General features: G+C 69.6%; 24 protein-coding genes. 13 read left to right on the top strand and 11 right to left on the bottom strand.

Going from position 1 to position 24760, the window contains the following annotated elements; genetic code table 11:
• The first annotated feature begins 4 nt into the window (after positions 1–4).
• Positions 5–763 carry a LamB/YcsF family protein gene (locus tag MB1_RS00825; RefSeq protein WP_066903409.1) on the top strand — a complete coding sequence of 253 codons (759 nt, stop codon included), beginning with the start codon at positions 5–7 and terminating at the stop codon, positions 761–763.
• Positions 760–2292, top strand: coding sequence for a 5-oxoprolinase subunit B/C family protein (locus MB1_RS00820; protein ID WP_084350570.1), 1533 nt, complete (start codon positions 760–762; stop codon positions 2290–2292). Before MB1_RS00825 ends, MB1_RS00820 begins: the two co-directional genes overlap by 4 nt.
• Here MB1_RS00820 and MB1_RS00815 read toward each other — a convergent pair.
• The 3 genes from MB1_RS00815 to MB1_RS00805 are packed head-to-tail and all read right to left on the bottom strand — an operon-like array spanning position 2250 to position 5568.
• Positions 2250–3626: an MFS transporter gene (locus MB1_RS00815; RefSeq protein WP_084350568.1), complete on the bottom strand. Its 1377-nt coding sequence runs from the start codon at positions 3624–3626 to the stop codon at positions 2250–2252. The genes MB1_RS00820 and MB1_RS00815 overlap by 43 nt on opposite strands.
• 38 nt (positions 3627–3664) lie before the next feature.
• Positions 3665–4627 carry an SDR family oxidoreductase gene (locus MB1_RS00810; protein WP_066902745.1) on the bottom strand — a complete coding sequence of 321 codons (963 nt, stop codon included), beginning with the start codon at positions 4625–4627 and terminating at the stop codon, positions 3665–3667.
• Entirely contained in the window at positions 4624–5568 is a 945-nt protein-coding gene (locus MB1_RS00805; RefSeq protein ID WP_245649962.1) for an EamA family transporter, read from the bottom strand. Before MB1_RS00805 ends, MB1_RS00810 begins: the two co-directional genes overlap by 4 nt.
• A 69-nt stretch (positions 5569–5637) precedes the next feature.
• Here MB1_RS00805 and MB1_RS00800 point away from each other — a divergent pair, with 69 nt between their 5' ends.
• From MB1_RS00800 to MB1_RS00790, 3 genes are all read left to right on the top strand, one after another.
• Positions 5638–6501 (top strand): LysR family transcriptional regulator, encoded by an 864-nt coding sequence (locus MB1_RS00800; RefSeq protein ID WP_066902743.1) that lies wholly within the window; start codon positions 5638–5640, stop codon positions 6499–6501.
• 65 nt (positions 6502–6566) lie between these two features.
• The gene (locus MB1_RS00795; RefSeq protein ID WP_066902741.1) at positions 6567–7280 is read left to right on the top strand and encodes a response regulator transcription factor; all 714 of its coding nucleotides are present in this window, start codon (positions 6567–6569) and stop codon (positions 7278–7280) included.
• A 1-nt stretch (position 7281) separates the two neighbouring features.
• Complete coding sequence (locus tag MB1_RS00790; RefSeq protein WP_066902739.1) at positions 7282–8673, top strand: HAMP domain-containing sensor histidine kinase; 1392 nt, start codon at positions 7282–7284, stop codon at positions 8671–8673.
• Here MB1_RS00790 and MB1_RS00785 read toward each other — a convergent pair.
• The gene (locus tag MB1_RS00785) at positions 8670–9614 is read right to left on the bottom strand and encodes a TAXI family TRAP transporter solute-binding subunit (protein WP_066902737.1); all 945 of its coding nucleotides are present in this window, start codon (positions 9612–9614) and stop codon (positions 8670–8672) included. The two genes, MB1_RS00790 and MB1_RS00785, sit on opposite strands and share 4 nt — an antisense overlap.
• Before the next feature lie 184 nt (positions 9615–9798).
• Here MB1_RS00785 and dctA point away from each other — a divergent pair, with 184 nt between their 5' ends.
• From dctA to MB1_RS00755, 6 genes are all read left to right on the top strand, one after another.
• The gene (gene dctA / locus MB1_RS00780) at positions 9799–11316 is read left to right on the top strand and encodes a C4-dicarboxylate transporter DctA (protein WP_157083837.1); all 1518 of its coding nucleotides are present in this window, start codon (positions 9799–9801) and stop codon (positions 11314–11316) included.
• Between the two features lie 80 nt (positions 11317–11396).
• Complete coding sequence (locus MB1_RS00775) at positions 11397–12068, top strand: GNAT family N-acetyltransferase (protein WP_066902735.1); 672 nt, start codon at positions 11397–11399, stop codon at positions 12066–12068.
• A gap of 84 nt (positions 12069–12152) precedes the next feature.
• Positions 12153–12551 (top strand): MerR family transcriptional regulator, encoded by a 399-nt coding sequence (locus MB1_RS00770; RefSeq protein ID WP_066902732.1) that lies wholly within the window; start codon positions 12153–12155, stop codon positions 12549–12551.
• A gap of 97 nt (positions 12552–12648) precedes the next feature.
• On the top strand, positions 12649–13656 hold the full coding sequence (locus tag MB1_RS00765) for an aldo/keto reductase (RefSeq protein ID WP_281189681.1): 1008 nt from the start codon (positions 12649–12651) through the stop codon (positions 13654–13656).
• 129 nt (positions 13657–13785) lie between these two features.
• Positions 13786–14700, top strand: a complete 915-nt coding sequence (locus MB1_RS00760; RefSeq protein ID WP_066902731.1) for a DUF368 domain-containing protein — start codon at positions 13786–13788, stop codon at positions 14698–14700.
• Positions 14701–14879: 179 nt separating this feature from the next.
• The gene (locus MB1_RS00755) at positions 14880–16697 is read left to right on the top strand and encodes an amino acid permease (protein WP_066902729.1); all 1818 of its coding nucleotides are present in this window, start codon (positions 14880–14882) and stop codon (positions 16695–16697) included.
• Here the strand turns inward: MB1_RS00755 and MB1_RS00750 are convergent.
• The 3 genes from MB1_RS00750 to MB1_RS00740 are packed head-to-tail and all read right to left on the bottom strand — an operon-like array spanning position 16681 to position 18565.
• Complete coding sequence (locus MB1_RS00750; RefSeq protein ID WP_157083836.1) at positions 16681–17487, bottom strand: hypothetical protein; 807 nt, start codon at positions 17485–17487, stop codon at positions 16681–16683. The genes MB1_RS00755 and MB1_RS00750 overlap by 17 nt on opposite strands.
• Before the next feature lie 12 nt (positions 17488–17499).
• Positions 17500–18144, bottom strand: a complete 645-nt coding sequence (locus MB1_RS00745; protein WP_066902725.1) for a vWA domain-containing protein — start codon at positions 18142–18144, stop codon at positions 17500–17502.
• Between the two features lie 28 nt (positions 18145–18172).
• Positions 18173–18565: a hypothetical protein gene (locus MB1_RS00740; protein WP_218000154.1), complete on the bottom strand. Its 393-nt coding sequence runs from the start codon at positions 18563–18565 to the stop codon at positions 18173–18175.
• A 68-nt stretch (positions 18566–18633) separates the two neighbouring features.
• Here MB1_RS00740 and MB1_RS00735 point away from each other — a divergent pair, with 68 nt between their 5' ends.
• On the top strand, positions 18634–19746 hold the full coding sequence (locus MB1_RS00735; RefSeq protein WP_066902722.1) for an alpha/beta fold hydrolase: 1113 nt from the start codon (positions 18634–18636) through the stop codon (positions 19744–19746).
• 7 nt (positions 19747–19753) lie between these two features.
• On the opposite strand, the gene MB1_RS00730 is transcribed toward MB1_RS00735, so the two are convergent.
• Positions 19754–20227, bottom strand: coding sequence for a PH domain-containing protein (locus MB1_RS00730; protein ID WP_169801575.1), 474 nt, complete (start codon positions 20225–20227; stop codon positions 19754–19756).
• Between the two features lie 69 nt (positions 20228–20296).
• Entirely contained in the window at positions 20297–20560 is a 264-nt protein-coding gene (gene crgA / locus MB1_RS00725; RefSeq protein WP_066902717.1) for a cell division protein CrgA, read from the bottom strand.
• A 122-nt stretch (positions 20561–20682) separates the two neighbouring features.
• Between crgA and MB1_RS00720 the strand changes: the two genes are divergently transcribed.
• Positions 20683–21318, top strand: a complete 636-nt coding sequence (locus MB1_RS00720; protein ID WP_066902714.1) for an aminodeoxychorismate/anthranilate synthase component II — start codon at positions 20683–20685, stop codon at positions 21316–21318.
• 4 nt (positions 21319–21322) lie between these two features.
• Here MB1_RS00720 and pknB read toward each other — a convergent pair whose 3' ends face one another.
• Together pknB and MB1_RS00710 are read right to left on the bottom strand one after the other, a co-directional pair.
• A complete protein-coding gene (pknB, locus tag MB1_RS00715; RefSeq protein ID WP_066902712.1) occupies positions 21323–23278 on the bottom strand; it encodes a Stk1 family PASTA domain-containing Ser/Thr kinase in 1956 nt (651 codons plus the stop codon).
• Positions 23275–24759, bottom strand: coding sequence for a serine/threonine-protein kinase (locus tag MB1_RS00710; protein WP_066902710.1), 1485 nt, complete (start codon positions 24757–24759; stop codon positions 23275–23277). Before MB1_RS00710 ends, pknB begins: the two co-directional genes overlap by 4 nt.
• Position 24760 lies beyond the last annotated feature (1 nt).

Genomic DNA, 24760 nt, shown 5'->3' with positions numbered 1-24760 from the left:
GGACATGACCATCGATCTCAACAGCGATATGGGCGAAGGCTTCGGGCAGTGGTCCATGGGCGACGACGCCGCGATGCTCGAGGTGGTGTCGAGCGCCAACGTCGCCTGCGGTTTCCACGCGGGAGACCCCGCGATCATGCAGGACACCTGCACCGGCGCCGTGCGCAACGGTGTGGCGATCGGCGCACACATCGCCTACCGCGACCTGGCCGGCTTCGGCCGCCGAACCATCGACGTCGACAGCCGCGACCTGGTGGCCGAGGCGATGTACCAGATCGGGGCCCTCACCGCGATCGCCGCCTCGGCGGGTGGGTCGGTGACGTACGTGAAACCCCATGGCGCGCTGTACAACACCATCGTTCACGATGAACGTCAGGCACGCGACGTCGTCGAGGCGATCCGCGGCGTGGACGACTCGTTGGCGTTGCTGGGGCTGCCGGGCAGCGCCGTGCTGAAGGTGGCCGAACACGCCGGCCTGCGGGTGGTGCGCGAGGCCTTCGCCGACCGTGCCTATACCCCGGCGGGCACGTTGGTCTCCCGGCGCGAGGCCGGCGCCGTCCTGCACGACCCGGACCTGGTGGCGGAGCGCATCGTTCGGTTGGTCGAGGACGGCGTGGTCGAGGCGATCGATGGATCGATCGTGCGGCTCGAGGCCGACTCGATCTGCGTGCACGGCGACAGCCCCGGCGCGGTCGAGATGGCGACCGCGGTGCGCACCCGGCTGACCGACAACGGAATCGGCATCGCTCCCTTCGCCTCATGAGCGGCCGCACGATCCGCAGCGCCGGGGACCGAGCCGTCCTCATCGATGTGGGTGACCACGACGAGGTGGCGGCGGTGGCGCGGGCGCTGTCCGAGCGGCCGATCGACGGTGTTCTGGAGGTATTGCCCGCCGCCCGAACGGTTCTGGTCCGGATAGACCCGACCCGTCTCGACCCGGTGGCGTTGCGCGACGTGATCGACGCGGCGCGGCCGGATCCTGTGGGTGCCGCCGCCGGTGATCTGGTCGAGATCGAGGTGCTCTACGACGGTGAGGATGTGGCCGAAGTAGCCGAACTGGCGGGCATCTCGCCGCAGGAAGTGATCGACCGGCACAGCGGGGCTGTTTACGCTGCGGCATTTGCCGGCTTCGCGCCGGGGTTCGTCTATCTGGTAGGCGGGGACCCGCTGCTGAATGTGCCGCGCCGGGCGACGCCGCGCACGCGCATCCCCGCCGGCTCGGTGGCGATCGCGGGGGAGTTCTCCGGGGTCTACCCGCGGTCGAGTCCCGGTGGATGGCAACTGATCGGGCGGACCTCCGCGCGGATGTGGGACGTCGATCGGGAGCGCCCGGCGTTGGTGCGGCCCGGCGACCGGGTGCGTTTCCTCCCGGTGGAGGCGTTGACCGACACCGGAGAGGCGCCGGTCGATGTCGTACCCGCGCCCGGTCCGCTGGTGGTCGAACAGACCCGGTTCCCGATCCTCGTCCAGGACCGCGGCCGGCCGGGGCTGGCGGCATCGGGTGTCGGGGCGGCGGGCGTCATGGATCGGGTGGCCGCCCGCCTGGCGAACGATCTGGTCGGAAACCCCTCGGATGCGGCGGTTCTCGAAGTTCTGGCCGGCGGTGTGCGGTTGGCGGCCACCGAGCGGGCGGTGGTCGCGGTGACCGGTGCGCCGGTGGAGATCATTGTCGAGCGAGCCTCCGGGCGCATACGTGAGGTGCACGATCAGCGTCCGATCGGCCTCGACGCCGGTGATGCGCTCGAGATCGGTTCGCCCGTCGGCGGATTGCGCAATGTGATCGGGGTGCGCGGTGGGGTCGACGTGCCCGAGGTGCTCGGGTCTCGGTCGTTCGATTCACTGGCCGGCCTGGGTCCGGCCCCGCTGCTCGCGGGTGCCACGATCCCGGTCGGCGACGGACCGACCGGGATCGTGGGTGGTGCCGTGGTCTGGTCGGCTCCGCCTCCCACCGAACTGACCGTCGCCGTGCGCCTCGGCCCCCGCGACAGCTGGTTCGAGCCGGAGGCGATCGACATGCTCGACACCGCGGCCTGGACGATCTCCGACCAGACCGACCGGGTGGGCGCCCGCCTGATCGGCCCCGCCCTACCCCGCGCCCGGACCGGGGAACTGCCCAGCGAGGGGGTGGCGACCGGCTCGATCCAGGTCCCCTCCTCCGGAGTGCCGCTGATCTTCCTGGCCGATCACCCCGTTACCGGTGGCTATCCGGTGATCGCGGTGGTCCGCGACGAGGACCTCGATGCGCTGGCTCAGGCCCCGCCCGGCACCCGCATCCGATTCCGGGTGACCTGACCGTCGTTCCCCTCCGCCATATCGCTGAGCACCTCCGCGGCGGCGATCTCGTCACGAGCGGCGAGGCGGTCGAAGCCGGCGACGGCGGGGTACGGGTAGCGGCCGAGGGTGGCGATCAGGATTGCGCCGACCACCAGGATGCCCATCAGCACCGGGATCACCGGGTCGTAGGACCCGAGGTTGTCGTACCCCAGCCCCAGCAGCAGCGGACCGAAGGCGGTGCCGAGCAGGAAGGCCGCCTGGACCGCGCCGAAGATCCGACCGAAGGAGCGGGTGCCGAGGTAGCGGGTGATCAGGATGGCGAGCAGGTCGCCCTCGACACCGAAGGCGAGACCGATGAACGCCACCGCGATCGCCGCCGACGTGAACGGCGGGTGCAGGAACAGCATGCCCGCGATCGGGGCGAGCATCACGATCGGACCGACGATCGTGGCGTGCACCCGATCGATGACGAACCCACCGATCACGCGGCCGATCAGCGACGCCAACCCGAAGATGACCAGCAGCGACGCCGCCAGCGATGCGCTCAGGCCGCGGTCGGTCATCATCGGCACCAGGTGCACCTGCAGGCCGACCACCACCACACCGACCAGGCCCAAACCGATGGCGATCGCCCAGAACTGGCGGGTGCGCGTCGCCTCGCGGAAGGTCACCCCCGGTAGTTCGAGGCTGACATCGTGGTCGTCGACCGTGGTGTGGTCGACCAGGCGTCCGCGGACGTGCCGCTCCGCTCGGGCCCGGACGAAGAAGCCGACCAGCGTCACCGAGACGGTCGCCGACAGCAGGCCCATCACGCCGTAGGCCGCGCGCCAGCCGACCGCGTCGATCAACGCGCCGGCCAGGATCGGGCCGAGGGCCGCGCCGAGACCGATGATCCCGGTGACGATGCCGACGGCCAACGCACGATTGTTGTCGAACCAACTGACCACCGCCCGGGTGGCCGGTACCACCGTGGCGGCGCCGAAGAAGCCGACGAAGAAGCTGGGGATCAAGTAGATCGGGACGATCGCGGGCATCAGGCCGATCGCGGCCATCGACGCCCCGAATCCGATGAAGCCCGGGATGAGGATGTACCGCGCGGCATAGCGGTCGACGAACTGCGAGACGATGATCAGCCCGATCGCCATACCCACCGCGGCAACGGAATACGCGCCGGTGACGGTGGTGCGACTGAAGCCGGTGGACTCGGAGATCGGCAGGACGAAGATGCCGATCGTCCCCAGGTACATCTGGGTGCCGAAGACGTTGGCGGTGCCGGCGCCGATAGCGACCCACCAGGGATTGCGTTGACGTCGGCCGGACGGGGTGCCGCCCTGCGAAGTGGTGACGGACATGCGGTTCCTCACGTAGTGGGCCGGTCGGGCAGGACCGGTCAGGCGGGGACGTACGCTGTCCGCGTGAGCTTTTCGGAGAGCTCCCAGATGCGCCGGGCATCGTCGGCGCTACGCATCGGGCGGTACATCTGCACCCGCCCGGGGCGGCCGCCGAGTTGGCCGAATCCACCCGGCCCGTAGAGGGCGCCGGCCTTCGCGGTCGGGTCGGTCGCGGCCAGCAGCGCGGGCAGGCCGGCGGTGAGCGGGGTGCCGACCAGGATGCCGCGAGCCGAGAGGGCGCGGGTCATCCGGATGTTCGGGGTGTCCGCGCTGCGGCCGAGTTCGGGACGGGCCGCCATCAGAGCGGTCGGGGCCACACCCGGGTGGGCGAGATTGCTGGTGATACCCCAGCCGTTGGCCGTGCTCAGACGTTCGAGTTCGAGTCCGAACAGTCCGAGGGCGATCTTGGATTGGCTGTAGGCGCGCATGGCGGCATAGGAACGGTCCCAGTTCGGGTCGTCCCAGTTGATGGTGCCCCGCCGGGCGGCGATGCTGACCTGGGAGGTGACCCGCGCGCGTCCGGCGCGCAGCAGCGGCAGCAGCCCCGCCACCAGGGCGAAGTGGCCGAGATGGTTGGTGCCGAACTGCAATTCGAATCCGTCGACCGTCGTCTGTCGCTGCGGGGGCCGCATGACTCCGGCGTTGTTGATCAGGATGTGGATCGGATCACCCTCGGCGCGCAGGGTATCGCCGAGCGCGGTGACCGACTCCAGTGAGGACAGGTCCAGGGAGCGCAGCGAGACCCTGGCTCCCGGAACGGCGGCGCGGATCGTGGCGATCGCCGCCTCGCCCTTGCTCGGATTGCGCACCGGCATCACCACTTCCGCACCGGCCGCGGCCAGTCGGGAGGCGATGCCCACCCCCATCCCGTCGCTGGCCCCGGTGACGACGGCGCGTCGGCCGGACAGGTCGGGAATCGTGATGTCGATCGAAGCGGAACGGTTCGTGGCTCGTCGTGTCATGCCTTCGATCGTCGACCGAAACCGAAACGGTAACCACGGCCTGTCGATCCCGGGCTGACCGGTCCACCGCGACCGGCCGCGAGAACGGTGACGATATTGACCGCGACGACGATGGTGATACCCGCCACCTCGTGCAGCGCGAGTTGCTGTCCGAGCAACAACAACCCGGCGATCGCGGCCATCACCGGATGCGCGCTCATCACCACGCCGAAGACCCGCGGGGAGACGCCGCGCAGGGCGATCAGGTCGAGCGTATAGGGCACCGCCGAGGACAGAATCCCGGCCACCACCGCGAATCCGAAGGCTGCCGGTGTCACACGATCCGATACGAACAGCCACACCAGGACCGGCAGATAGCCCAGCGCCGATACCGAGGTGGCCACCGCCGTGCCCTGCAACCCCGGAAGACGACGTCCGACAATCCGATTGAGCAGAATATAGCCGGCCCAGCAGGCGGCGGCCGCGAGCCCGAATCCGATGCCCAGCAGATCCGACGAAGGCCCGGGGAGCACGAGGATGTAGACGCCGATGGCAACGGCGATGGCGCACAGCAGATCCCGCCGGGTACGCGACCCGGCCAGGGCGACCGCCAGGGGCCCGAGGAATTCCAGCGTCACCGCCAGCGCCAGGCCGACCCGATCGACGGCGGTGTACAGAGCGAGGTTCATGCCGGCGAAGATCGCGGCCAGCGCGAGTGTCGGGTACCACTGGGCGCGGGTCAGACGCAGCGGGTTGGGCCGCGCGATCGGCAGCAACACCGCGGCGGCGACCAACTGCCGGACGGCCACCACGCCGGCCGGACCGATCGCGCCAAAGGCGTGCGCGCCCATCGCGGCGCCGACCTGGCTCGAGCCGGCGGCGGAGAGCATCAGGGCCAGCCCGCGCCCCGAATGCCCGGGCGCGTCGGTGGTCGCCACGGGGCGCTCCTCGGTCATCGACATGCGATAAGTGTGCGGACCGCCGGCGTTTGCGAAAAATGTATGCGCCGCCGATATCCATACACTGGGCGTATGGATATCGACCTGCGTCAGCTGCGGGCGCTGGTCGCCGTGGTCGACGAGGGGACCTTCACCGACGCCGCGATCGCGCTCGGCACCTCGCAGGCGACCATCTCGCGCCGGGTCGCCTCGTTGGAGCGGGAGTTGGGGTTTGCCGTACTGCGGCGCACCTCCCGCGATGTCGCGCTCACCGCGGCCGGGCTGTCGGTGCTTCCCTACGCCCGACAGGCGCTCGCGGCGGTCGCCGCCATCATCACCCGGGCCGAGGTCCCGACCGGCGAGGTGCGCATCGGATTCGGCTGGGCCGCTCTCGGTAAACACACCATCGCGGTACAGCGCCGCTGGGCGCAGTTGTATCCGGGCAGCGAATTGATCTTCGTGCAGTCGTCGCATCGGACCGTCGGGCTGACCGACGGGACCGTCGACGTCGCGGTGGTCCGCCGGCCCATCGAGGACCGCCGCCTCGCCTCGGTGGACGTCGGGCAGGAACGTCGGTTCGCCGCCCTGCCCTCGGACGATCCGCTCGCCCGGCGGCGCCGGCTGCATATGGACGACTTCACCGAACGGGTGATGGGCATCGAAACCGTGCTCGGCACCACCTCCCCGCAGATGTGGGCGGGCCGGGCCGGGCCGGCGTCGTTCCGCCGCGTCCAGGGCACCGACGAATGGCTGACGTTGATCGCCGCAGGTCAGGGCGTCGGCATCACGCCGGAGGCGACCGTCGAACAGTTCCGCCGCCCCGGCGTCGTCTACCGGCCGGTCGTCGACGCGCCGCCGCTGACCGTTCGGCTGATCTGGCGCCGGGCCGACCCGCCGACCTACCTGGAGAACCTGCGGACCGTCATCGAAGAGGCCTATCGGATACCGCAATCCTGACCCTTCACCCGAACGTCGTCGGGTTTCCCGCCGGGGGGAGGCCGCTCGCACTATCGTTTTTCCATATGCGCGCACTGGTTGTCGAGAACGACGACCGGGTGGCGCGCGCCCTGACCCGCACGCTGCGGGCTGCCGGTTACGAGGTCTTTCGCGCCGCCGATATCCGGACCGCGGGCGAGCGGATCGCCGAACGCGAATTCACCGTCGCCCTGGTCGACCTGATGCTCGACGACGGCGACGGGGTGGAGGTCATCCGAGTCCTGCGGGACCACCCCGGCACCGCGGTGATCGCGGTGACCGCGCTGGGCGCGGAGGTCGAGCGGGTCCGAGGCCTGCGCGCCGGCGCCGACGACTACCTGGTCAAACCGTTCGGAGTGGGCGAACTGCTCGCCCGGATCGAGGCGGTCACCCGGCGGCTGCGGGCGGTGCGGGCGGTGCCGGCGGCGCGCGGCGTGATCGCGGTCGGGCAGCTCGAACTCGACCTCGATCGCAGCGAGGCGCGGCTGCGGCAGGCACCCCTGACGCTGTCGCGCAAGGAGTTCCAGATCCTGCTGTTGCTGGCGCACAGCATGGGCAATGTCGTCACCCGCGAACACCTGCTCGACCAGGTCTGGCAGTCCTCCTACGCCGGCGGCAGCCGCACCCTGCACACCCATATGGCGTCGTTGCGGACCAAGCTCGGTGAATCGGTGACGATCAGCACCGTGCGCGGGGTCGGCTACCGGCTCGAGGCGCCCGGCGACCCCGTCCCGCCGGAGCCCGCCGACCCGGGGTTCTGACGTGCGCAATCGCCTCCTGGTGCTGCTGATCCCGGCGCTGATCCTGCTGATGATCGGGCTGCTGGTGCCCTACGCGTGGTTGGCGGCGCTGCGCAGCACCCAGACCACCTTCAATGATCGGGTCGGCGACGCCACCCGCTTCGCGAGCACGATCGCCGCCGAACCGGAACCCGGCTCCCGGCTGACCGCCGAACTCGACGAGTACCAGGACCTCTACGACTCGACGGTGTGGGTGGTCGGCATCGGCGGCGAACGTCTCTACGGCTCGGACCTGCCGCTGCCGGATCGGCTGACCGACGAGCTGCGCGCCGCGCTCGCGGGCAGCCCCAAGACCGACCCGCGGACGGTGTGGCCGTGGTCGTCGGGGCCGATGTACGTCGTCGAACCGGTCGGCCGCGACTCCCAGGTCAGCGCGGTCGTGGTGATCGCCGCGCCGGTCGACCACCTCCAGGATCGCATCCTGCGGATTTGGCTGATCGGCATCGGGGTGTTGCTGGTGCCCTTTGCGCTGTTGGTCGGGGCGGTGCTGCCGATGACGCGCTGGGCGCTGCGACCGGTGACCGACCTGGAGACCGCGGCCCGGCGGGTACGCTCCGGCGACCTGGACGCGCGCGCCGATGTCGACCTCGGGCCTCCCGAACTGCGCGAACTGTCGACGTCGTTCAACGCGATGGTCGGCACCGTGCAGCGGTCGATCCGCCGGCAGGAGGCCTTCGCCGCCGACGCCGCCCACCAGCTGCGCAATCCGCTGACCGGCCTGCAGTTGGCCGTCGACAATCTCGAGCTCTGGCTCGAGGACGACGATGCCCGCGAGGCGCACGCGGACGCGGTCGCCGAGGTCGAGCATATGGCGCAGACCCTCGAGGCGATGCTGGTCGCGACCACCCTCGCCGGTGGGGCGCCGATCCCCGATACCGAGGCCCCCGCCCTGCTCGACGTCTTCGCCGACGGTCTCGCGCGCTGGACCGCGATCGCCGCCGAGGCCGGGATGACCCTCGATGTTGAAACCCCGGACCTGCGGTTGGTGGCGCGCCAGCCCGCGGGCGGCCTCGCGGCGGTCCTCGACGAGCTGATCTCCAATGCGACCCGGCTGTCCGGGGGGACCCGGATCGTCGTGGACGCGGTGGTCGACGAACGGACGGAGGGGGCGTCGATGGTCGAGGTGCGGGTCGCCGACGACGGCATCGGCATCCCGAGCGAGGAGCGGACGCGGGCCACCGGACGGTTCTGGCGGGCCTCGCGCCACCAGAACGTCGCCGGTACCGGACTGGGGCTCGCGATCCTCGCCGACGTGATCACCGACGCCGGCGGCCAGTTGCGGCTCGAGGACAACCTCCCGTCGGGTTTGCGGGTGGTCGTGCGGTTGCCGCTGGTCGGAGACGGCGAGGCCTAGAGCTTCGCCTCGCGGAAGTAGCGCGCCGCCCCCGGGTGCAGGGGGACCGGGGTGGTCGCCACCGCCGTGCGCGGGTTGAGCTGGAACAACTCGGTGCGTCGACCGGCGAGCCGATCGGTATTGCGCATCGTCGTCGAGGTGAGGAACCAGGCGATGTTCTCGTCGAAATCCGGGCGCACCGTCAGCAGTGTCGGGCTGCCGACCGCGCGGACCGGGTCGGCGCCCGGGTAGATCGCCGGGGAGATCGTCGTGTCGAGGTAGACGCCGGGGAAACGGGTGAGCATCTCGTCGTGGACCCCCAATTCCACGAACCGGAACCGGCCGGGCTCGCGGTCGAGCAGCTCAGAGATCGCCGGGGTGGGCATCGCCGACATCGACATCCAGCCGTCGAGGTGCCCGGCGATCATCTCCGCGACCGCCTCGGTCTGACCCAGGCTGATCCGCTCGACGTCGATGCCGGCGACCTCGAAGACCCGATCGCCGACGAAGCGCGAGCCCGATCCCGGCAGTCCGACGCAGACCCGGCCGCCGGCGAGGTCGCGGACCGACCGGGCGGGGGAGTCGCGGGGCACGACCACCTGCAGCACCGAGTCGAAGATCCGCATCAGGGCGGCGAGGTCGTCGACGTGGTCGGCCGCGACGTCGACGTTGAGCAAGCCGAGTTGAACGTCGCCGGACAACAGCAGGTCGAGATTGTCGACGGCGGCTTCGGTGGTGATCGCCTCGACGACCGGCGAGCCCCACGCACCGTTCCACAGGTCGGTCAACGCCGCTCCGACCTCGCGGTACGCGGCTCCGGACGGACCGGTCGCCAGACGCTGGGGACCGGGTACCGGGGGCGTCGAACCGCACGCCGCCGCCAGACCGCCACCGAGCACAACCACCGCGACGCCGGCGGCCCGCAGGAAGTCGCGCCTGGTCCTCGACGCCGCGGTCGGCATGGGCTTCCTCCGGCCGGTGTTCTCCGGCCGTTCGACCGCAAGTTGTGTCAAGTCAACCTCAAGTTTCGCGCTCTTGCCTTCATGTGAGGTCCAACACACGCCAGCCTAATGAGAACACGTTGTCATCCGGGCACCCGCCCGGGCGGGTGCATCACGGCAGCGCGCATCACATCGAGGTGGCGATATGGCTCATTTGAGTGTCGAATCCGAGGCGGGCAAGAAGCCTCGCAAGAAGAAGAAGCTCTACCAGCATCTTTACTTCTGGGTCCTGCTCGGTATCGGCGTCGGGATCATTCTCGGTCTGACCGTCCCGGAGTTCGCATCCCAGCTGAAGTGGATGGCGGACCTGTTCATCAAATTGGTCAAGGTGGTGATCGCGCCGACCATTTTCGCCACGGTTGTGGTGGGAATCGCAGGCATGGGCAACCTCGCCAAGGCGGGCGGCCTCGCCTTCAAGACGGTGGTCTACTTCAACGTCACCACGGTCTTCGCGCTCGGCATCGGCCTGATCGTCGTCAACGTCCTCAAGCCGGGCGCCGGCCTCGGATACGACATCTCGACCTTCGACGCGTCGGCGGCGAACAACGCCATCGAGGCCGCCGGTGCGGCCGGTGAGGGCGGTCTGACCGCGTTCGTGCTCAACCTGGTGCCGACGACCTTCGTCAGCGCCTTCGTCGAGGGCCAGTTGCTGCAGGTCCTGCTGCTCGCCCTGCTCGTCGCGGTGGCGGTCACCATGCTCGGCCCGAAGGCCGCGCCGGTCGTCAGCGCTCTCGATACCTTCGCCAAGATCATGTTCGGCGTCATCAAGCTGGTCATGTGGGTCGCCCCGCTCGGCGCCCTCGGCGGAATCGCCTTCACCATCGGCGAGTACGGCTCGGCCATCCTCGGCGCCCTGGCCTACTTCATGGGTAGCTTCTGGCTGACCTGCCTGCTGTTCATCTTCCTGATCCTCGGCCCGATCTGTGCGCTCTCGGGCTTCAGCATCTTCAAGTACATCCGGTACATCAAGGATGAGCTGCTGATCGTGCTCGGCACCTCGTCGTCCGAGACGGTGCTGCCGCGGATGATGGCCAAGATGGAGGCCGCCGGCGTCCCGAAGCAGGTCGTGGGCATGACGATCCCGACCGGCTACTCGTTCAACCTCGACGGCACCGCCATCTACATGTCGATGGGCGCGATCTTCATCGCCCAGGCGTTCGGTATCGACGTCCCGCTGGGCACCCAGATCGCCCTGCTGGCCTTCATGCTGATCTCCTCGAACGGTGCCGCCGGTGTGTCCGGCGCCGGCCTGGTCACCCTGGCCGCCTCGCTCGCCGCCTTCGACTCGGTGATCCCGGTCGCCGGTATCGCCCTGATCGTCGGCATCGACCGCTTCATGTCGGAAGGCCGCGCGCTGACCAACCTGACCGGCAACGGCCTCGGCACCCTGGTGATCGCCCGCTGGACCGGCGACCTCGACCGGGAACGGCTCAACGAGGTGCTCAACGACCCGAACTCGGTCGACCCGGACGACATGATCAAGGACGAGGAGCCGATCGACCTCAACGAGATCGACCGCAACCTGGCCACGAACGAGGAGTTCGTCGAGAAGTTCACCCACCCGTCGAGCAGCCCCGCGCTGGCCGAGACCAACGGCTCGGTGGCCACCGCACCCCCGCCGGTGCGCACCGACACCGATCTCGACAAGCCGGACCGCACCTAGTCCCACCCGCGGTCGCAACGCACGGCGCCCGGGTCCACCGATTCGTTCGGTGGGCCCGGGCGTCGGTTTATGCTGCGCCGGTGCATGCAGCCGACGCGCGTGCGGTCGAGGCGCACTCCTTCGTGGCCTTCCCCGACATGGTCGCGACCGGGCTGGGGGATTGGGTACTGCGCTGGGAACCGCAGCCGTGGGGTCGGTTGCGGCGGCGGGCCAACAGCGCCCTGGCGATCGGCGATCCCGGAATGCCGATCGATACCGCGCTCGACAGGGTTGTCGACTTCTACCGCAGTCGGCAGCGACGCGTCATCGTGCAGGTGGTGGCCGATTCACCGATCCACCGCGATCTGCTCGGCCGGGAGTGGACGCCGATCCGCGGCGCCGACTCGCAGGTCCTCGTGGGCTCGATCGCGACCGCCGTCGCCCGGTGCGCGCAGGTCCCGTCCGACCATGCCCCGGAGCCGGTGGTGACCGGCGCGGCCGATCACGTGGTGGTCACCCTGCCGGTCGGCAGCGGTGCGGGAGCGCTCGACGACGGTTGGCTCTACCTGCACGGACTGCAGGTCGACCCCGAGCATCGCCGCGCGGGTCTGGCCCACCTGATCGTTCGGGAGATGCTGCGCTGGGGAGCGGGGCGCGGCGCCGAGACGGTGTGGCTGCACGTCGAGACCGGCAATCGACCCGCGCTGCGGCTCTACGAGCGGCTCGGGCTGGTCCCGCACCATGCGTTGCGGTACCTGAGCCCGGACGCCTGATCCCGGGCTGCCGTCGACCTGTGTCCGGGGTCACAAAATCTCTGCGTTGCCTTCGAGTGCGCTCACAGTCCTACTGTCGAAGACATGACAGCAGTCCCCACGGTCACCGAGGTGATCGACGGTTGGCAGATCTCCGAGCCGCTCTCGGTCGCCGAGGTGGCCGATCTGCTCGGGGTCAGCCCGCACACGATCCGCTACTACGAACGTGCCGGGCTGGTCCGGATCGGCCGCAGTGCCTCCGGGCATCGGCGGTTCGACGAGGAGGCCGTCCGCCGGCTGCTGTTTCTGATCCGCATGCGCTCGTCCGGCATGTCGATCGCCGATCTGCATCGCTACGTCGAGCTGGTCGATCAGGGCGCGAGCGTCGACGAACGCCGCGAGATGATGCTGCGGCATCGGGAGCGGATCCTCGAGCAGATCGCCGAACTGCAGACCGCCCTGGCCGTCACCGACTACAAGCTCGAGACCTACGGCGCTCCCTGACCGGGACCGCCGCCCCCTCACGCTCGACCTATCGCCCGCCCCGTCCGGGTCGCGGGCCACCCTGCCACGCCCTTTCGGGCTCCCCCGGAGGTTCATCGTGTCCACGCCCACCACCAACCGTTCGACCGCGCTGCCGCAACGCCACCTCGCCGACCTGCCCGTCTCCGCGCTGGGCCTCGGCTGCATGGGGATGAGTTACGCCTACGGCACCCCCGATCACGACGAATCGATCGCCACCCTCCACGAGGCGATCGACCGCGGCATCACGATGCTCGACACCGCCGACATCTACGGCGACGGCCACAACGAAGCCCTGCTCGCCGAGGTGCTGGCGACCCGCCGCGACGAGGTGGTGCTCGCCACCAAGTTCGGCATCGTGCTCGACCCGGACGGCGGCTATCCGAGCGGGGCCAAGGGATCGGCCGACTACGTGCGGTCGAGCGTCGACGGGTCGCTGTCCCGGCTGGGTGTCGACGTGATCGACCTGTACTACCTGCACCGGGTCGACACCACGATCCCGATCGAGGAGACGATCGGCGCGATGGCCGAACTGGTCACCGCGGGCAAGGTCCGCAGGCTCGGCATCTCCGAGCCCTCCGCGCAGAGCCTGCGCCGCGCGGCCGCGGTCCACCCGATCGCCGCCGTGCAGTCGGAGTGGTCGATCTTCAGCCGTGATATCGAAAACGAGGTCGTCCCCGTCGCCCGCGAGGTCGGCGCCACCGTCGTCCCGTACTCCCCGCTCGGGCGAGGCATGCTCACCGGCAGCTCCGAAGCCCTCACCCCTGCGGACGGCGATTTCCGCACCACCCTGCCGCGCTGGCAGGGCGACAACCTCGCCGCCAACCGCGCCCTGGTCGCGCGGATCGTCGCGATCGCCGGTGAGGTCGACGCCACCCCGGCGCAGGTGGCCCTGGCCTGGCTGCTCGCCCGCGGCGCCGATGTGGTCCCGATCCCCGGCACCAAGCGGCGCCGGCATCTGGCCGACAACCTCGGCGCCCTCGACCTGCAGCTGCCGACCGCGGTGCTCGACGAACTGTCGTCGATGTCGGCGGTGGGCGACCGTTATCCCGACATGGGCTGGGTCGACCGCGACGGCGTCGAGTAGCCGGTTTAGTCCCTTCTGTCCGAATCTCTAGAATCGTGACGGTCGGCCGGGGACGTATTCGTGGCCGGGAAGACGACCACGAGGCCGTGTGACCGCGCGCGCCCCACACCGAGGAGATCGCCGCACCGCATGGCTACCGCATCGAGCAGATTTGCCCTGAACGTTCTGCGAGGGGGTGCGGTCGGCACCACGGAGGCCCTGCCCGGGATCAGCGGCGGCACGGTCGCCCTGATCGTGGGCCTCTACGACCAGTTCATCGTCGGTGCCGGCCACGTCGTCAGCGGGGCACGCCTGGCGGTGGCCGACGGGATCCGCCGGCGCGGCTTCGATCGCGCGTCGGCGGAGTTCCGTCGGGCGGACTGGTCGGTGCTCGTCCCCGCGCTGATCGGCATGGTGGTCTTCCTGCTGATCGCGCTGGTCACGATCGAACCGCTGCTCGAGCGCTATACCCAGTACTTCTACGCGCTCTTCTTCGGCCTGGTGCTCGCCAGCGTGTGGATTCCGTACCACGGCTCGGGAATCCGCTGGGAGCTCAAGCATTGGGCCACGGCGGCCGCTGCGGCGGTGGCGGCATTTCTGATCATGGGCCTGCCGGGCGCGAACCTGCCGACCCATCCGGTGATCATCTTCTTCGCCGCCGCTATCGCGGTCTGCGCATTGGTGCTTCCCGGTCTGTCGGGATCGTTCATCCTGTTGACCGTCGGGCTCTACCAGCCGACGTTGGCCGCGGTGCGCAGTGCCGATATGGGGTACGTCGCGGTCTTCATACTCGGCGCGGCGACCGGGCTCGCGTTGTTCGTCAAGGTTCTGCAATTCCTGCTCGAACACAAGCGGGCGATCACTTTGGTCGTATTGACCGGTCTGATGGCCGGATCGCTTCGCGCACTGTGGCCCTGGCAGGACGAGGATCGGGCGTACGTGGCGCCCACCGATATTCCGGCAACCCTGCTGTTCATGGTCCTCGGCTTCGGCATCGTCGCTGGCGCCCTGGTCTGGGAACATCGGCGCCACAGCCGGATTCTCGAAACCGCCGATTCGAACTGACGCCCGAGTAACTCAAAAGAAATCGACTCTTCGCCCGGTATTCACCCTCCCGAAAATCGGCATCAACCGGACAATACGGATAAACGAATTCGGTATTCGACGGTTGCGCTGCACGTCGCGATATCCAGTGTTTCCATGTGGATATTCGCGTCTCGCCGAGACGGGGGGAGGGTATCGAAATGAGCGGATCACCGGAACTGCAAAAGGGCCTCACTCAGCGGCAGTTGAACATGATCGCGATCGGTGGGGTCATCGGTGCGGGGTTGTTCGTCGGCTCGGGAACGGTCATCAAGGAAGCGGGCCCGGGCGCGTTCATCACCTACGCGATCTGTGGTCTGCTGATCATCCTGGTGATGCGGATGCTCGGCGAGATGGCCGCCGCCAACCCGACAACCGGCTCCTTCGCCGACTACGCCCGCCGGGCGCTCGGCGGCTGGGCCGGCTTCTCGGTCGGCTGGCTGTACTGGTACTTCTGGGTGATCGTCGTCGGCTTCGAGGCGGTCGCCGGCGCCCAGGTCATCACCTATTGGATCGATGCTCCGCTGTGGTTGTTGTCGTTGATCCTGATGGTCGCGATGACGGCGACCAACCTGTTCTCGGTGTCGTCGTTCGGCGAATTCGAATTCTGGTTCGCCGGTATCAAGGTGGCCACGATCGTCGGCTTCCTGGTGATCGGCTGTATCTTCATCTCGGGCCTGTGGCCCGGTCGCGACGCCGACTTCAGCAACCTGACCGCACACGGCGGGTTCTTCCCGATGGGCATCGGGGCGATCTTCGCATCCGTTGTCGTGGTGATCTTCTCGATGGTCGGCGCCGAGATCGCCACCATCGCCGCCGCCGAAACCAAGAACCCCGAGCGGGCGATCAGCCGGGCGACCAACTCCGTTATCGCCCGTATCGCGATCTTCTACGTCGGCTCGATGTTCCTGGTCGCGGTCATCCTGCCGTGGAACTCCGAGGAGACCTCCGCCTCCCCGTATGTCGCCGCGCTCAAGGCGATCGGCATCCCCGGTGTCGACCACATCATGAACGCGGTGGTTCTGACCGCGGTGCTGTCCTGCCTGAACTCCGGTCTGTACACCGCATCCCGGATGCTGTTCGTCCTCGCCGCCCGGCGGGAGGCCCCCGTCGCCCTGATCCGGGTGACCCATCGCGGCGTCCCCGCTCCGGCGATCCTCGCCTCGTCCGTGGTCGGCTTTCTGTGCGTCATCGCCGCCGCGATCTCGCCGGACACCGTCTTCTCGTTCCTGCTCAACTCCTCGGGTGCGATCATCCTGTTCGTCTACCTGTTGATCTGCATCTCCCAGATCGTGCTGCGCCGCAGGACGACCCCGGACAAGTTGCGGATCAAGATGTGGGCGTTCCCGTATCTGTCGATCGTCGCCTGCGTCGGCATCGTCGCGGTGCTGGTGCAGATGCTCTTCGACCCCGGTACCCGCACCCAGCTGTTCCTGAGCCTCGGTTCGTGGGCGGTGGTCCTGGTGCTCTACGCGATCACCAAGTGGCGCGGTGGCTCGGTCGAGGCGGTCACCGAGACCCCCGCCCCGAGCGGTCCGGCCGGCCGGGTGCTGGTGATGGCCAATCAGTCGATGCAGGCGGACGAACTGCTCGACCGGCTGCGCGAGATCGACCCGGACAGCTCGGGCGAATACTTCGTCTGCGTGCCCGCCAATCCGATCGACACCGGACAGGCGGACTACAAAGGCGCGGTGTACATCTGGGAGGCAACCAACGAGGCCGCCCAGAAACGCCTCGACGACATGCTCGCGATCATGCGCGGCGGCGGGCTGTCGGCCGAGGGGGCGCTCGGCGACTACCGGCCGCTGCGTGCGATGGCCGAGGCGGTCGAGACCTTCCACCCCGATCAGCTGGTGATCGTCACCCTGCCGGCGGAGGAATCGGTATGGCTGCGCTTCGAGATGGTCGATCGGGCGCGCGAGCAGTACGACATTCCGGTCACCCACGTGGTGACGCAGGCGTCTACGGAGCAGGTGTAGCCGCCGCGGAGCCCGCGGTGGCGAGTTCCTCGAGGCAGTAGCCGTTGCCGCCGATGCGCACCAGGGCGGTCACGTCGCGCCAGAGGCCGTCGATCTCGGCGGGAATGGTCACCCGGACGTCGTCTCCGAACGACGGCAGGGCGGCCGCTCCCGTCGGGTCGACCAGGCCGACCGAGTCGAAGGGGGACGGGTTGTCCCGCAGCGGGGTTGGTGACGGCCCCGTCTCGCATACCAGGGGCTGCGACGACTCGACGTCCGCCGGGTCGACCGGTCGGCCCGCCAACCGCCCCAGATAGCGCGTCACCACGTGGATCGCGTCGGCGGCGGTGTACAGCACGTTCGGGTCGTCGCTCGCCCCGACATATGGACAGGCGTAGCCGGAGGCGATCTGCGGATAGGTGACCGTCGCGCGGGTGCTCCCGTCGGACCAGGTGACCTCGGTCGGAGCCGCCACCCCGGCATCGGTCAGGGCGGAGACGACCGCGTCCGGGTCGGCGTACATCTGCCGCACCCGGACGGGGGCCACCGCCCAGCACCGCTGGGTCGACTCCCGCCCGGCCACCAGATCGTCGACGAACCGTTGGACCGCCGCGGCCGCCGCCGGTGCTCCGACCACCTCCCGTACCGTCGGTGGAGGTGGACCGCTCGACGTCTCGGTCACCGTTTCGGTGGTCGCCGGGCCGGGATCCGGCGTCGCGGGCAGCACCGAGCAGGCAGCCAGGATCGCAGCGGTCAGTCCGATCGCCGCGCCCCCCGCCGCCACCCTGAGGCCCCCCACGGGTCGCTGCATACCGCCAGTCTGTCAGGAATCCTCGGCCGAGCGGCGCTGTGCGGCGTCGAAATCCCGCAGCGGAGCGGCCGGATCGCGCATCCGGCCGGCGCGCAACGAGGTGATGTTCGCCGATACCGCCGCCATCGCGGGGCCGGAACGTCCGCGCGAGTAGGTCATCGACCGTCCGGCCGAGACCCCGATCGACGCGCCGACCTCGATCGCGTCCTGATCGGCTCCCAGGTAGAGGAACTGCCAGTTGTAGACCGTCGCCTGCTGTTCGACCAGGGAACGGATCGCCGGGCGGGTCCACTCGATGCTCGCGTTCTCGATGCCGTCGGTCATGATCGCCATCAGGACGGTGCCCGGCCGTTGCTGTTCGGGCAGCGCGGCCAGATCCGCACCGGTGTCGGTGATCAACCGGCCCATCGCGTCGAGCAGGGCGGTCGAACCGTTCGGGCGCAGGTCGAGCGGTGGCACCCGGTGGACGTCGAGATCCCGGTAGACCACCTCGTACCGATGATCGAACTGGGCCAATGTCACTCGGCATCGCCCCGGGGCGCGGCGCTGTTCCTCGATGAAGGCGTCGAAGCCGCCCTCGGTATCGGTCTTGATGCTCTGCATCGAACCCGACCGGTCCAGCAGGAAGTACAGGTGGGTGAGATCGGCGTTGGTCATTGTCGCGCTCCTGTCCCGCCCCTGGCGACTAGCTGGGACGACGTGGCTTGAACCGCAAGGGCTCTCGTTGTTCGGCGGGCGGTGGCGGCGCACCGGTCTCGCGGTCGTACTGGGCGCGGCGGATGCCGCTCGCGGTCACCCGGCCGGAGTCGTTGGCGTAGGGCGCCAGCGCGTCGGTGCGGGCCAGCCGCGGGCCGACCGCATTCTCGGTCAGGCCCGCCGAGGCGCCGGCCGAACGCAGGGTGGCTCCTCCGGAGATCACCGCCTCGGCCATCGTCTCGTCGATCAGGCGCGCGAGCCGATCGGCCGCCGCGCGCAGGTGTATCAGTGCGCGTTCGGGATTCGGCTGCCCGATCACCTGTTCGGCGGCATCCAGTTCGGTCCGTACCCCGTCGAGTTCGGACCCCGTGTCACGCTCCACTCGCATACGGTACCGCATAAACTGCGGCGCCGCATATAGTTCGTACGCGGGTCGACTACGGTTGAACCGTGCGCGACGACTCGACCGGCCGCCACCGGTTTCCGCAGGCCCTGCTCGCCCCCGCCCTGCTCGTTCCGGTCGCCGCCGTGACCGCCGCCGCGGCGGCCGCTCTCGGCGGCTACGCCTGGAACAATTCCACCTACGCCGACCGCGAGGTCGCCCGCGCGCGGCGGTTCGGCGTCACCGAGGTCCGGTGGTCGACCGCCGCGGGCACCGAACTGAACGTCGCGGTCGGCCCCGACAACGGTCCGCCGGTGCTGTTGCTGCACGGCCAGGGTGCGGCCTGGCAGAGCTACGCGCGGGTGCTGCCGGACCTGGCCCGCAACTTCCACGTCCACGCCGTCGACATCGCCGGCCACGGGCGGTCGGCGCGTACCCCCGGGCGCTACCGCATCGACGCGATCAGCGGCGAGATCATCGACCTGATCGACCGCTTCATCGGCGGCCCGGTGCTGTTGTCCGGGCATTCCTCCGGCGGCCTGATCGCCGCCCGCATCGCCGCGAGCACCCCGGATCGGGTCCGCGGATTGCTGCTCGAGGACCCGCCGCTGTTCTCCACCGACCCCGACCGCATGCCGCGGCAGTTCAACTACGTCGATCTGGCCCGTCCCGCCCACGAATTCCTGGCGCAGGACCCGCTCGCGCCGGACACGGTCACCGACTTCGCCAGTTGGTATATCGCCCACAACGGCTGGATCGGTTATTTCGGGTCGGGTCGCGACGGCATCGTCCGGTACGCGCAGCGATATCGCCGCATCCATCCGGACCGGCCGCTGCGGTTGTGGTTCCTGCCGCCGACGGCCAACGAGGCGTTCGCCGGGATGCATCGCTTCGACCCGGAATTCGCCGACGCCTTCTACGACGGGACTTGGGTGGGGGACCTCGACCAGGCGGCGATGGTGGGGGCGATCGAGGCGCCGACGATCCTGGTGCACGCCGACTGGCGGGTGACCGATGCCGGGATCCTGGAGGGGGCGATGACCGACGACGACGCCGAACGGGCCGGTGGGCTGCTGCGCCGGGGTCGGGTGGTGCGTGTCGCCACCGGGCACGGCTTCCATTTCGAGAACCCGCGCCGCTTCGTCGAACTGGTGCGGGAGGTCGCGATCCGCGCGGCCTGACGGGCGCTCAGTGTTCCTGCGGGGGGAGGTATTCCTTCGGGGGAACGAAGCCGAGTTCGTCGAGGCGGTCGAGGACGGCGTCCGGGGCGGTGCCGAGGTCCCAGCGGCTGAGCACCCGCATATGTTCGCCGCCGGCGTCGTCCAGGAAGTCGATCTCCAGCAGTGTCGAGCGCGACACGATCCGAACGGTGCGGGTGACGACGATCGACACGATCTGCCCGCGGGGTATCCGGCGGGTACCCCTGATACCGCCCAGGACCAGTTCCGTGCCCTCGACGGCCAGCCGGGGTCGCACCCGCGCGCCCAGTGCGGCGTAGACCAGCAGCACGGCCGCGGCGACGGTCAGCAGGACCCGGCCGCCGGGATCGAGCGCGGACAGCCACCCGGCGGCGAGCAGAGCGATACCGCCCAGGCCGGTGGCCGCGACCACCGGAAGCGGCGTCGACCAGGAGTCCGCCGTCGTCGTCGAAGAGTTATCCACAGGCACTTTCCACAGTGGGGAGAGACTACAGCGATGTGATTCGAGCGTGCGGCCCGCGGGCGGGACCTGCTAGCGCCACCGCATGGTCATCAACAGGCCGACGATCATCAGGCCGAAACCGATCAGGAAGTTCCAGGCGCCGAGGGCGCCGATGAAGGCGATGTGGTTCTGGGCCAGGTAATACACCAGCAGCCATACCAGCCCGAGCAGCATGAAGCCGAGCATCACCGTCACATAGAGCGGACTGGACGGCTCGACGTACGCCTGCTGCCGGGTGGCTGACCGGGAGCCTCCGGTGACCTCGGGCTTCTTGCGGACCTTCGACTTCGGCATATCTTCCTCAGGGCTGTGGATGGATTGTGGACAGGATGGGGGGACTTTGCACGATCCGACTCCTCGGCATTACAGCGTACCGGGGGCTGTGTCGCAGCGGTCGCCCTGGCTATCGTGGTGGTATGCGGATCCTGGTGGTCGACAACTACGACAGCTTCGTGTTCAACCTGGTGCAGTACCTCGGCCAGCTCGGCGCGCAGACCCGCGTCCTGCGCAATGACGATCCGCTGCTCGCCGATCGGGAGGCCGCGATCGGCGATGTCGACGGCGTTCTGCTCAGCCCGGGACCCGGCACGCCGGAGCGCGCCGGAGCGACGATGGACCTCGTCGGGGCCTGCGCGCGCACCCGCACCCCGATGCTCGGCGTCTGCCTGGGCCACCAGGCCTTCGGCGCGGCCTTCGGAGCGACGGTCACCCGCGCGCCCGAACTGCTGCACGGCAAGACCAGCCAGGTCTTCCACACCGGCGGCGGAGTGCTCGCGGACCTGCCCTCGCCGTTCACCGCCACCCGCTATCACTCGCTGACCGTGGTACCCGAGACGATCCCCGACGAGATCGAGGTCACCGGGAAGACCGACAGCGGCATCGTCATGGCGATGGCCCACCGCGAACTGCCCCTGCACGGGGTGCAGTTCCACCCGGAGTCGGTGATGACCGACGGCGGCCACCGCATGCTGGCCAACTGGTTGACCATCTGCGGCGAGGCCCCGGACGCCGGGCTCGTCGATTTGCTCGAGAGCACCGCCGTCCGGGTCTAGCCCGCTACTGGGGAATGCCGCCCAGGATGAACGACCCGACGGTCAGGCTGATCCCCACGTCCTTGCGCTGCTCGGTCCCGGCGCCGATCGACTGCTGCGAGACGATGCCGTTCTGATCCGGCGTGAGCACGGTGGTCGTGGTCTGACCGATCTGGGATTCGGTTCCGGTCCAGCCCGCCGAGTTCAGGGCGGCCGCGGCCTGCTCGACCGTCATGCCGGTCAGGCTCGGCACGGTGAACAGGTCGCCGAGCGATACCCGGATGACGATCGTGTCGCCGTCGACCGCATCGCTGCCGCCGGCCGGATTGGTCGAGATCACCTGATCGACCGGACGCGAGGACGACACCTGCTCGATCTGGACCCGGAAGCCGGCGTCCTCCAGAGTGCGCCGGGCGGCGCCGAGCGCCTGGTTGGAGACGTCGGGAACGACCTTCTCCTCGGGCCCGCTGCCGAGCACGATCCGCACCGCGCTGCCGGGGTTGACCGCACTGCCCGCCGCCGGGGTCTGCCGGATCACCTGGTCGCGCTGCCCGAGCGAGGACGCGGTGGTGTCGACCTGCGGGGCCAGGGTCAAGCCGACGTCGGTCAGCTCGCTCTCGGCCGCCGAACGGCTCATACCGCTCAGGTCGGGAACCGATACCTGCGCCGGACCGGTCGACACGTCGATGCTGACCGTCGTGCCCGGGTCGACCGAGGCGCCGGCAAGCGGCCGCGTCGCGATCACCGATCCCGCCGCGATCTGCGGATCGGGCTTCTGAGTGATGTCGTAATTCAGTCCCGCGGCCGTCAACTGGGCGCGGGCGGTCTCCGCCGGCTGGGCCACCACATCGGGTACCGCGATCTGCTGCGCACCGCCGCCACCGGAGGACTGCTGCTGCCAGAGCCAGACCCCGATACCGCCGACCACCGCGACCAGCAGCAGCGCCAGAAGGCTGCGCCCGATCCACCGACCCGAGCCGACGCGCGGCCGATCGGCGTGATGGCGACCGGGCCCCGAGGACACCTCCCGCGGTCCGTTGCGGCGGCCCGCCGGCGGTGGCGGGGGCGCCGCGGCGCCGGAGGCGTTGATCAGGTCGGTGCGGTCCTCCTCCGGCAGCACCGCCGGAGCGGTCGGACGTTGACCGCCCAAAACCCGGACGAGGTCGGAGCGCATCTCCGCTGCGCTCTGGTACCGGTTGTCCGGGTTCTTGCTCAGCGCCTCGAGGATCACCGAATCCAGTTCGGTGGTGATATTCGGATTGACCGTCGAGGGAACCGGCGGCTCCTCCCGCACGTGCTGATAGGCAACCGCGATCGGCGAATCACCGACAAAGGGCGGCCGGCCGGTCAGGATCTCGAACAACACGCAGCCGAGCGAGTACACGTCCGAGCGGGCGTCGACGCCGATCGCCTGCGCCTGCTCCGGCGACAGATACTGCGCGGTGCCGATCACCGCGGAGGTCTGGGTCATCGGGTTCGCGGCGTCGGCGATCGCCCGGGCGATGCCGAAGTCCATCACCTTCACCGCGCCGGCGCGGTTGATCATGATGTTGGCCGGCTTGATGTCCCGATGGATGATGCCGTTGCGGTGGCTGAAATCCAGCGCCGAGCAGACGTCGGCGATCACTTCCATCGCCCGCCGCAGCGGCATCGGCCCCTCACCGCGCACGATATCGCGCAGCGTGTCGCCCTCGACGTACTCCATCACGATGTACGGCAGCGGCCCCTCGGGGGTCTCGGCCTCGCCGGTGTCGTAGACCGCGACGATCGCCGGGTGGTTCAGGGCGGCGGCGTTCTGCGCCTCCCGCTTGAACCGCTCGTAGAACGTGGGGTCACGGGCGAGGTCCTGTCGCAGCACCTTGATCGCCACATCGCGACTGAGACGGATATCCCGAGCGAGGTGAACCTCGGACATGCCACCGAAGCCCAACGTCTCCCCGAGCTCGTACCGCTCGGAGAGTTTGCGGGGGGTGGTTGTCACGGGCTACCTCGGTCGGAATCGGATGGGCTGAACAAGCCGGCGTCGTTGGCAGAGTCCGGTCGCTCGAGAATGCTGGGCAGGACGTCCAATCCGGGCAGCTGGATCGCGTTGCCGGTGGTCGACGGTGCCGTGGTGACCGGCGGCGGCGTGGTCGCCTGCGTCGTGGTGACCGGCGGTTCCGTCGTCGTCGGCGGCGCCTCGGTCGTGGTCGGCGGCGCCTCGGTCGTCGTCTGCGGCGGTTGCGTCGGCTGCTGGGTCTGCGTTTCCGGCGGCGGGGCCGGGGCGACGGTCGTCGGTTCCGGTTCGGCCGTCGTGGTGTGCACCGTGGTCGTCGGGGCCTGCGTGGTGGTCGTGGTGACCGCCGCTTCGCCGCCGGTGTTCTGGAACAGCAGCACGCCGATCGCGATCAGCGCCGCCAGGACGAGCAGAGCGACCGCTCCGATCGCGAGATTGCGCTGCCCCTGCGTCAGACCGGGCGCCAATCCGCCGCTGTCGCCACCGGATCCGGTGGCGCGCGTCGAGGAGGTCCCGTTGGGCGGGACGGTGCCCGCGGACGCCGCGGTGGCCACCCGGGTTCCGGCGACCGGCGCCGCCGCGCCGCCGAATCGACCGGTCGAGGGCACGGTGGTACCCGGGGCCGGCGGGCGGTGTCCGGCGCGCACGGCGGCCACCGCGTCGGCGAACTCGCCGCCGTCGCGGTACCGGTCCTCCGGGTTCTTGGCCATCGTGATGTCGATCAGCTCGCGCACATTCGCCGGCAGATCGGTCGGCAGCGGCGGCGGGGTTTCCCGGACGTGCTTCATCGCGACGGTCAGGGCGCCGTCACCACTGAACGGCCGCTTGCCGGACAGCGCCTCGTAGCCGACCACGCCCAGCGAGTAGACGTCGGAGGCCGCGGTGGCGTCGTCGCCGACGGCCTGCTCCGGGGCGATGTACTGGGCGGTGCCCATCACCATGCCGGTGCGGGTGACCGGCGAGGCGTCGACCGCCTTGGCGATGCCGAAGTCGGTGATCTTCACCTGCCCGGCGGGGGTGATCATGATGTTGCCCGGCTTGACGTCGCGGTGGACGATGCCGGCGCTGTGCGCGGCCTGCAGGGCGCGGCCGGTCTGCTCGAGCATGTCGAGCGCCAGGCGCACCGGCAGTCGGCCCATCCGGGCGAGCACGGCGTTGAGCGGTTCGCCCACAACGAGTTCCATCACCAGATAGGACGTCGTCTGCCCGTCCGGGTCGGTGATCTCGCCGTAGTCGTGGACCCCGGCGATGCCGGGGTGGTTCAGCAGCGCGGTCGTGCGTGCCTCCACGCGGAACCGCTCGGAGAACTCGGCGTCGGTCGAGAACTCGGGCTTGAGGATCTTGACCGCCACCCGTCGGTCGAGACGGTTGTCGACCGCCTCCCAGACCTGACCCATACCGCCGGTGGCGATCAACCGCTGAAGCCGATAGCGATCGGCGATCAGTGCGCCGTTGCCGAGTGCCATG

The organism is Millisia brevis NBRC 105863, from assembly GCF_001552615.1.
GTDB lineage: Bacteria > Actinomycetota > Actinomycetes > Mycobacteriales > Mycobacteriaceae > Millisia > Millisia brevis.
The sequence above is the reverse complement of the archived record's forward strand: the minus strand, read 5'-3'. Positions and strand labels throughout refer to the sequence as shown.

Coding starts and splice junctions, on each gene's coding strand:
- MB1_RS00825 (WP_066903409.1), top strand. CDS start 5: ATGACCATCGATCTCAACAGCGATATGGGCGAAGGCTTCGGGCAGTGG.
- MB1_RS00820 (WP_084350570.1), top strand. CDS start 760: ATGAGCGGCCGCACGATCCGCAGCGCCGGGGACCGAGCCGTCCTCATC.
- MB1_RS00815 (WP_084350568.1), bottom strand. CDS start 3,626: ATGTCCGTCACCACTTCGCAGGGCGGCACCCCGTCCGGCCGACGTCAA.
- MB1_RS00810 (WP_066902745.1), bottom strand. CDS start 4,627: ATGACACGACGAGCCACGAACCGTTCCGCTTCGATCGACATCACGATT.
- MB1_RS00805 (WP_245649962.1), bottom strand. CDS start 5,568: ATGTCGATGACCGAGGAGCGCCCCGTGGCGACCACCGACGCGCCCGGG.
- MB1_RS00800 (WP_066902743.1), top strand. CDS start 5,638: ATGGATATCGACCTGCGTCAGCTGCGGGCGCTGGTCGCCGTGGTCGAC.
- MB1_RS00795 (WP_066902741.1), top strand. CDS start 6,567: ATGCGCGCACTGGTTGTCGAGAACGACGACCGGGTGGCGCGCGCCCTG.
- MB1_RS00785 (WP_066902737.1), bottom strand. CDS start 9,614: ATGCCGACCGCGGCGTCGAGGACCAGGCGCGACTTCCTGCGGGCCGCC.
- dctA (WP_157083837.1), top strand. CDS start 9,799: ATGGCTCATTTGAGTGTCGAATCCGAGGCGGGCAAGAAGCCTCGCAAG.
- MB1_RS00770 (WP_066902732.1), top strand. CDS start 12,153: ATGACAGCAGTCCCCACGGTCACCGAGGTGATCGACGGTTGGCAGATC.
- MB1_RS00760 (WP_066902731.1), top strand. CDS start 13,786: ATGGCTACCGCATCGAGCAGATTTGCCCTGAACGTTCTGCGAGGGGGT.
- MB1_RS00755 (WP_066902729.1), top strand. CDS start 14,880: ATGAGCGGATCACCGGAACTGCAAAAGGGCCTCACTCAGCGGCAGTTG.
- MB1_RS00750 (WP_157083836.1), bottom strand. CDS start 17,487: ATGCAGCGACCCGTGGGGGGCCTCAGGGTGGCGGCGGGGGGCGCGGCG.
- MB1_RS00745 (WP_066902725.1), bottom strand. CDS start 18,144: ATGACCAACGCCGATCTCACCCACCTGTACTTCCTGCTGGACCGGTCG.
- crgA (WP_066902717.1), bottom strand. CDS start 20,560: ATGCCGAAGTCGAAGGTCCGCAAGAAGCCCGAGGTCACCGGAGGCTCC.
- MB1_RS00720 (WP_066902714.1), top strand. CDS start 20,683: ATGCGGATCCTGGTGGTCGACAACTACGACAGCTTCGTGTTCAACCTG.
- MB1_RS00710 (WP_066902710.1), bottom strand. CDS start 24,759: ATGGCACTCGGCAACGGCGCACTGATCGCCGATCGCTATCGGCTTCAG.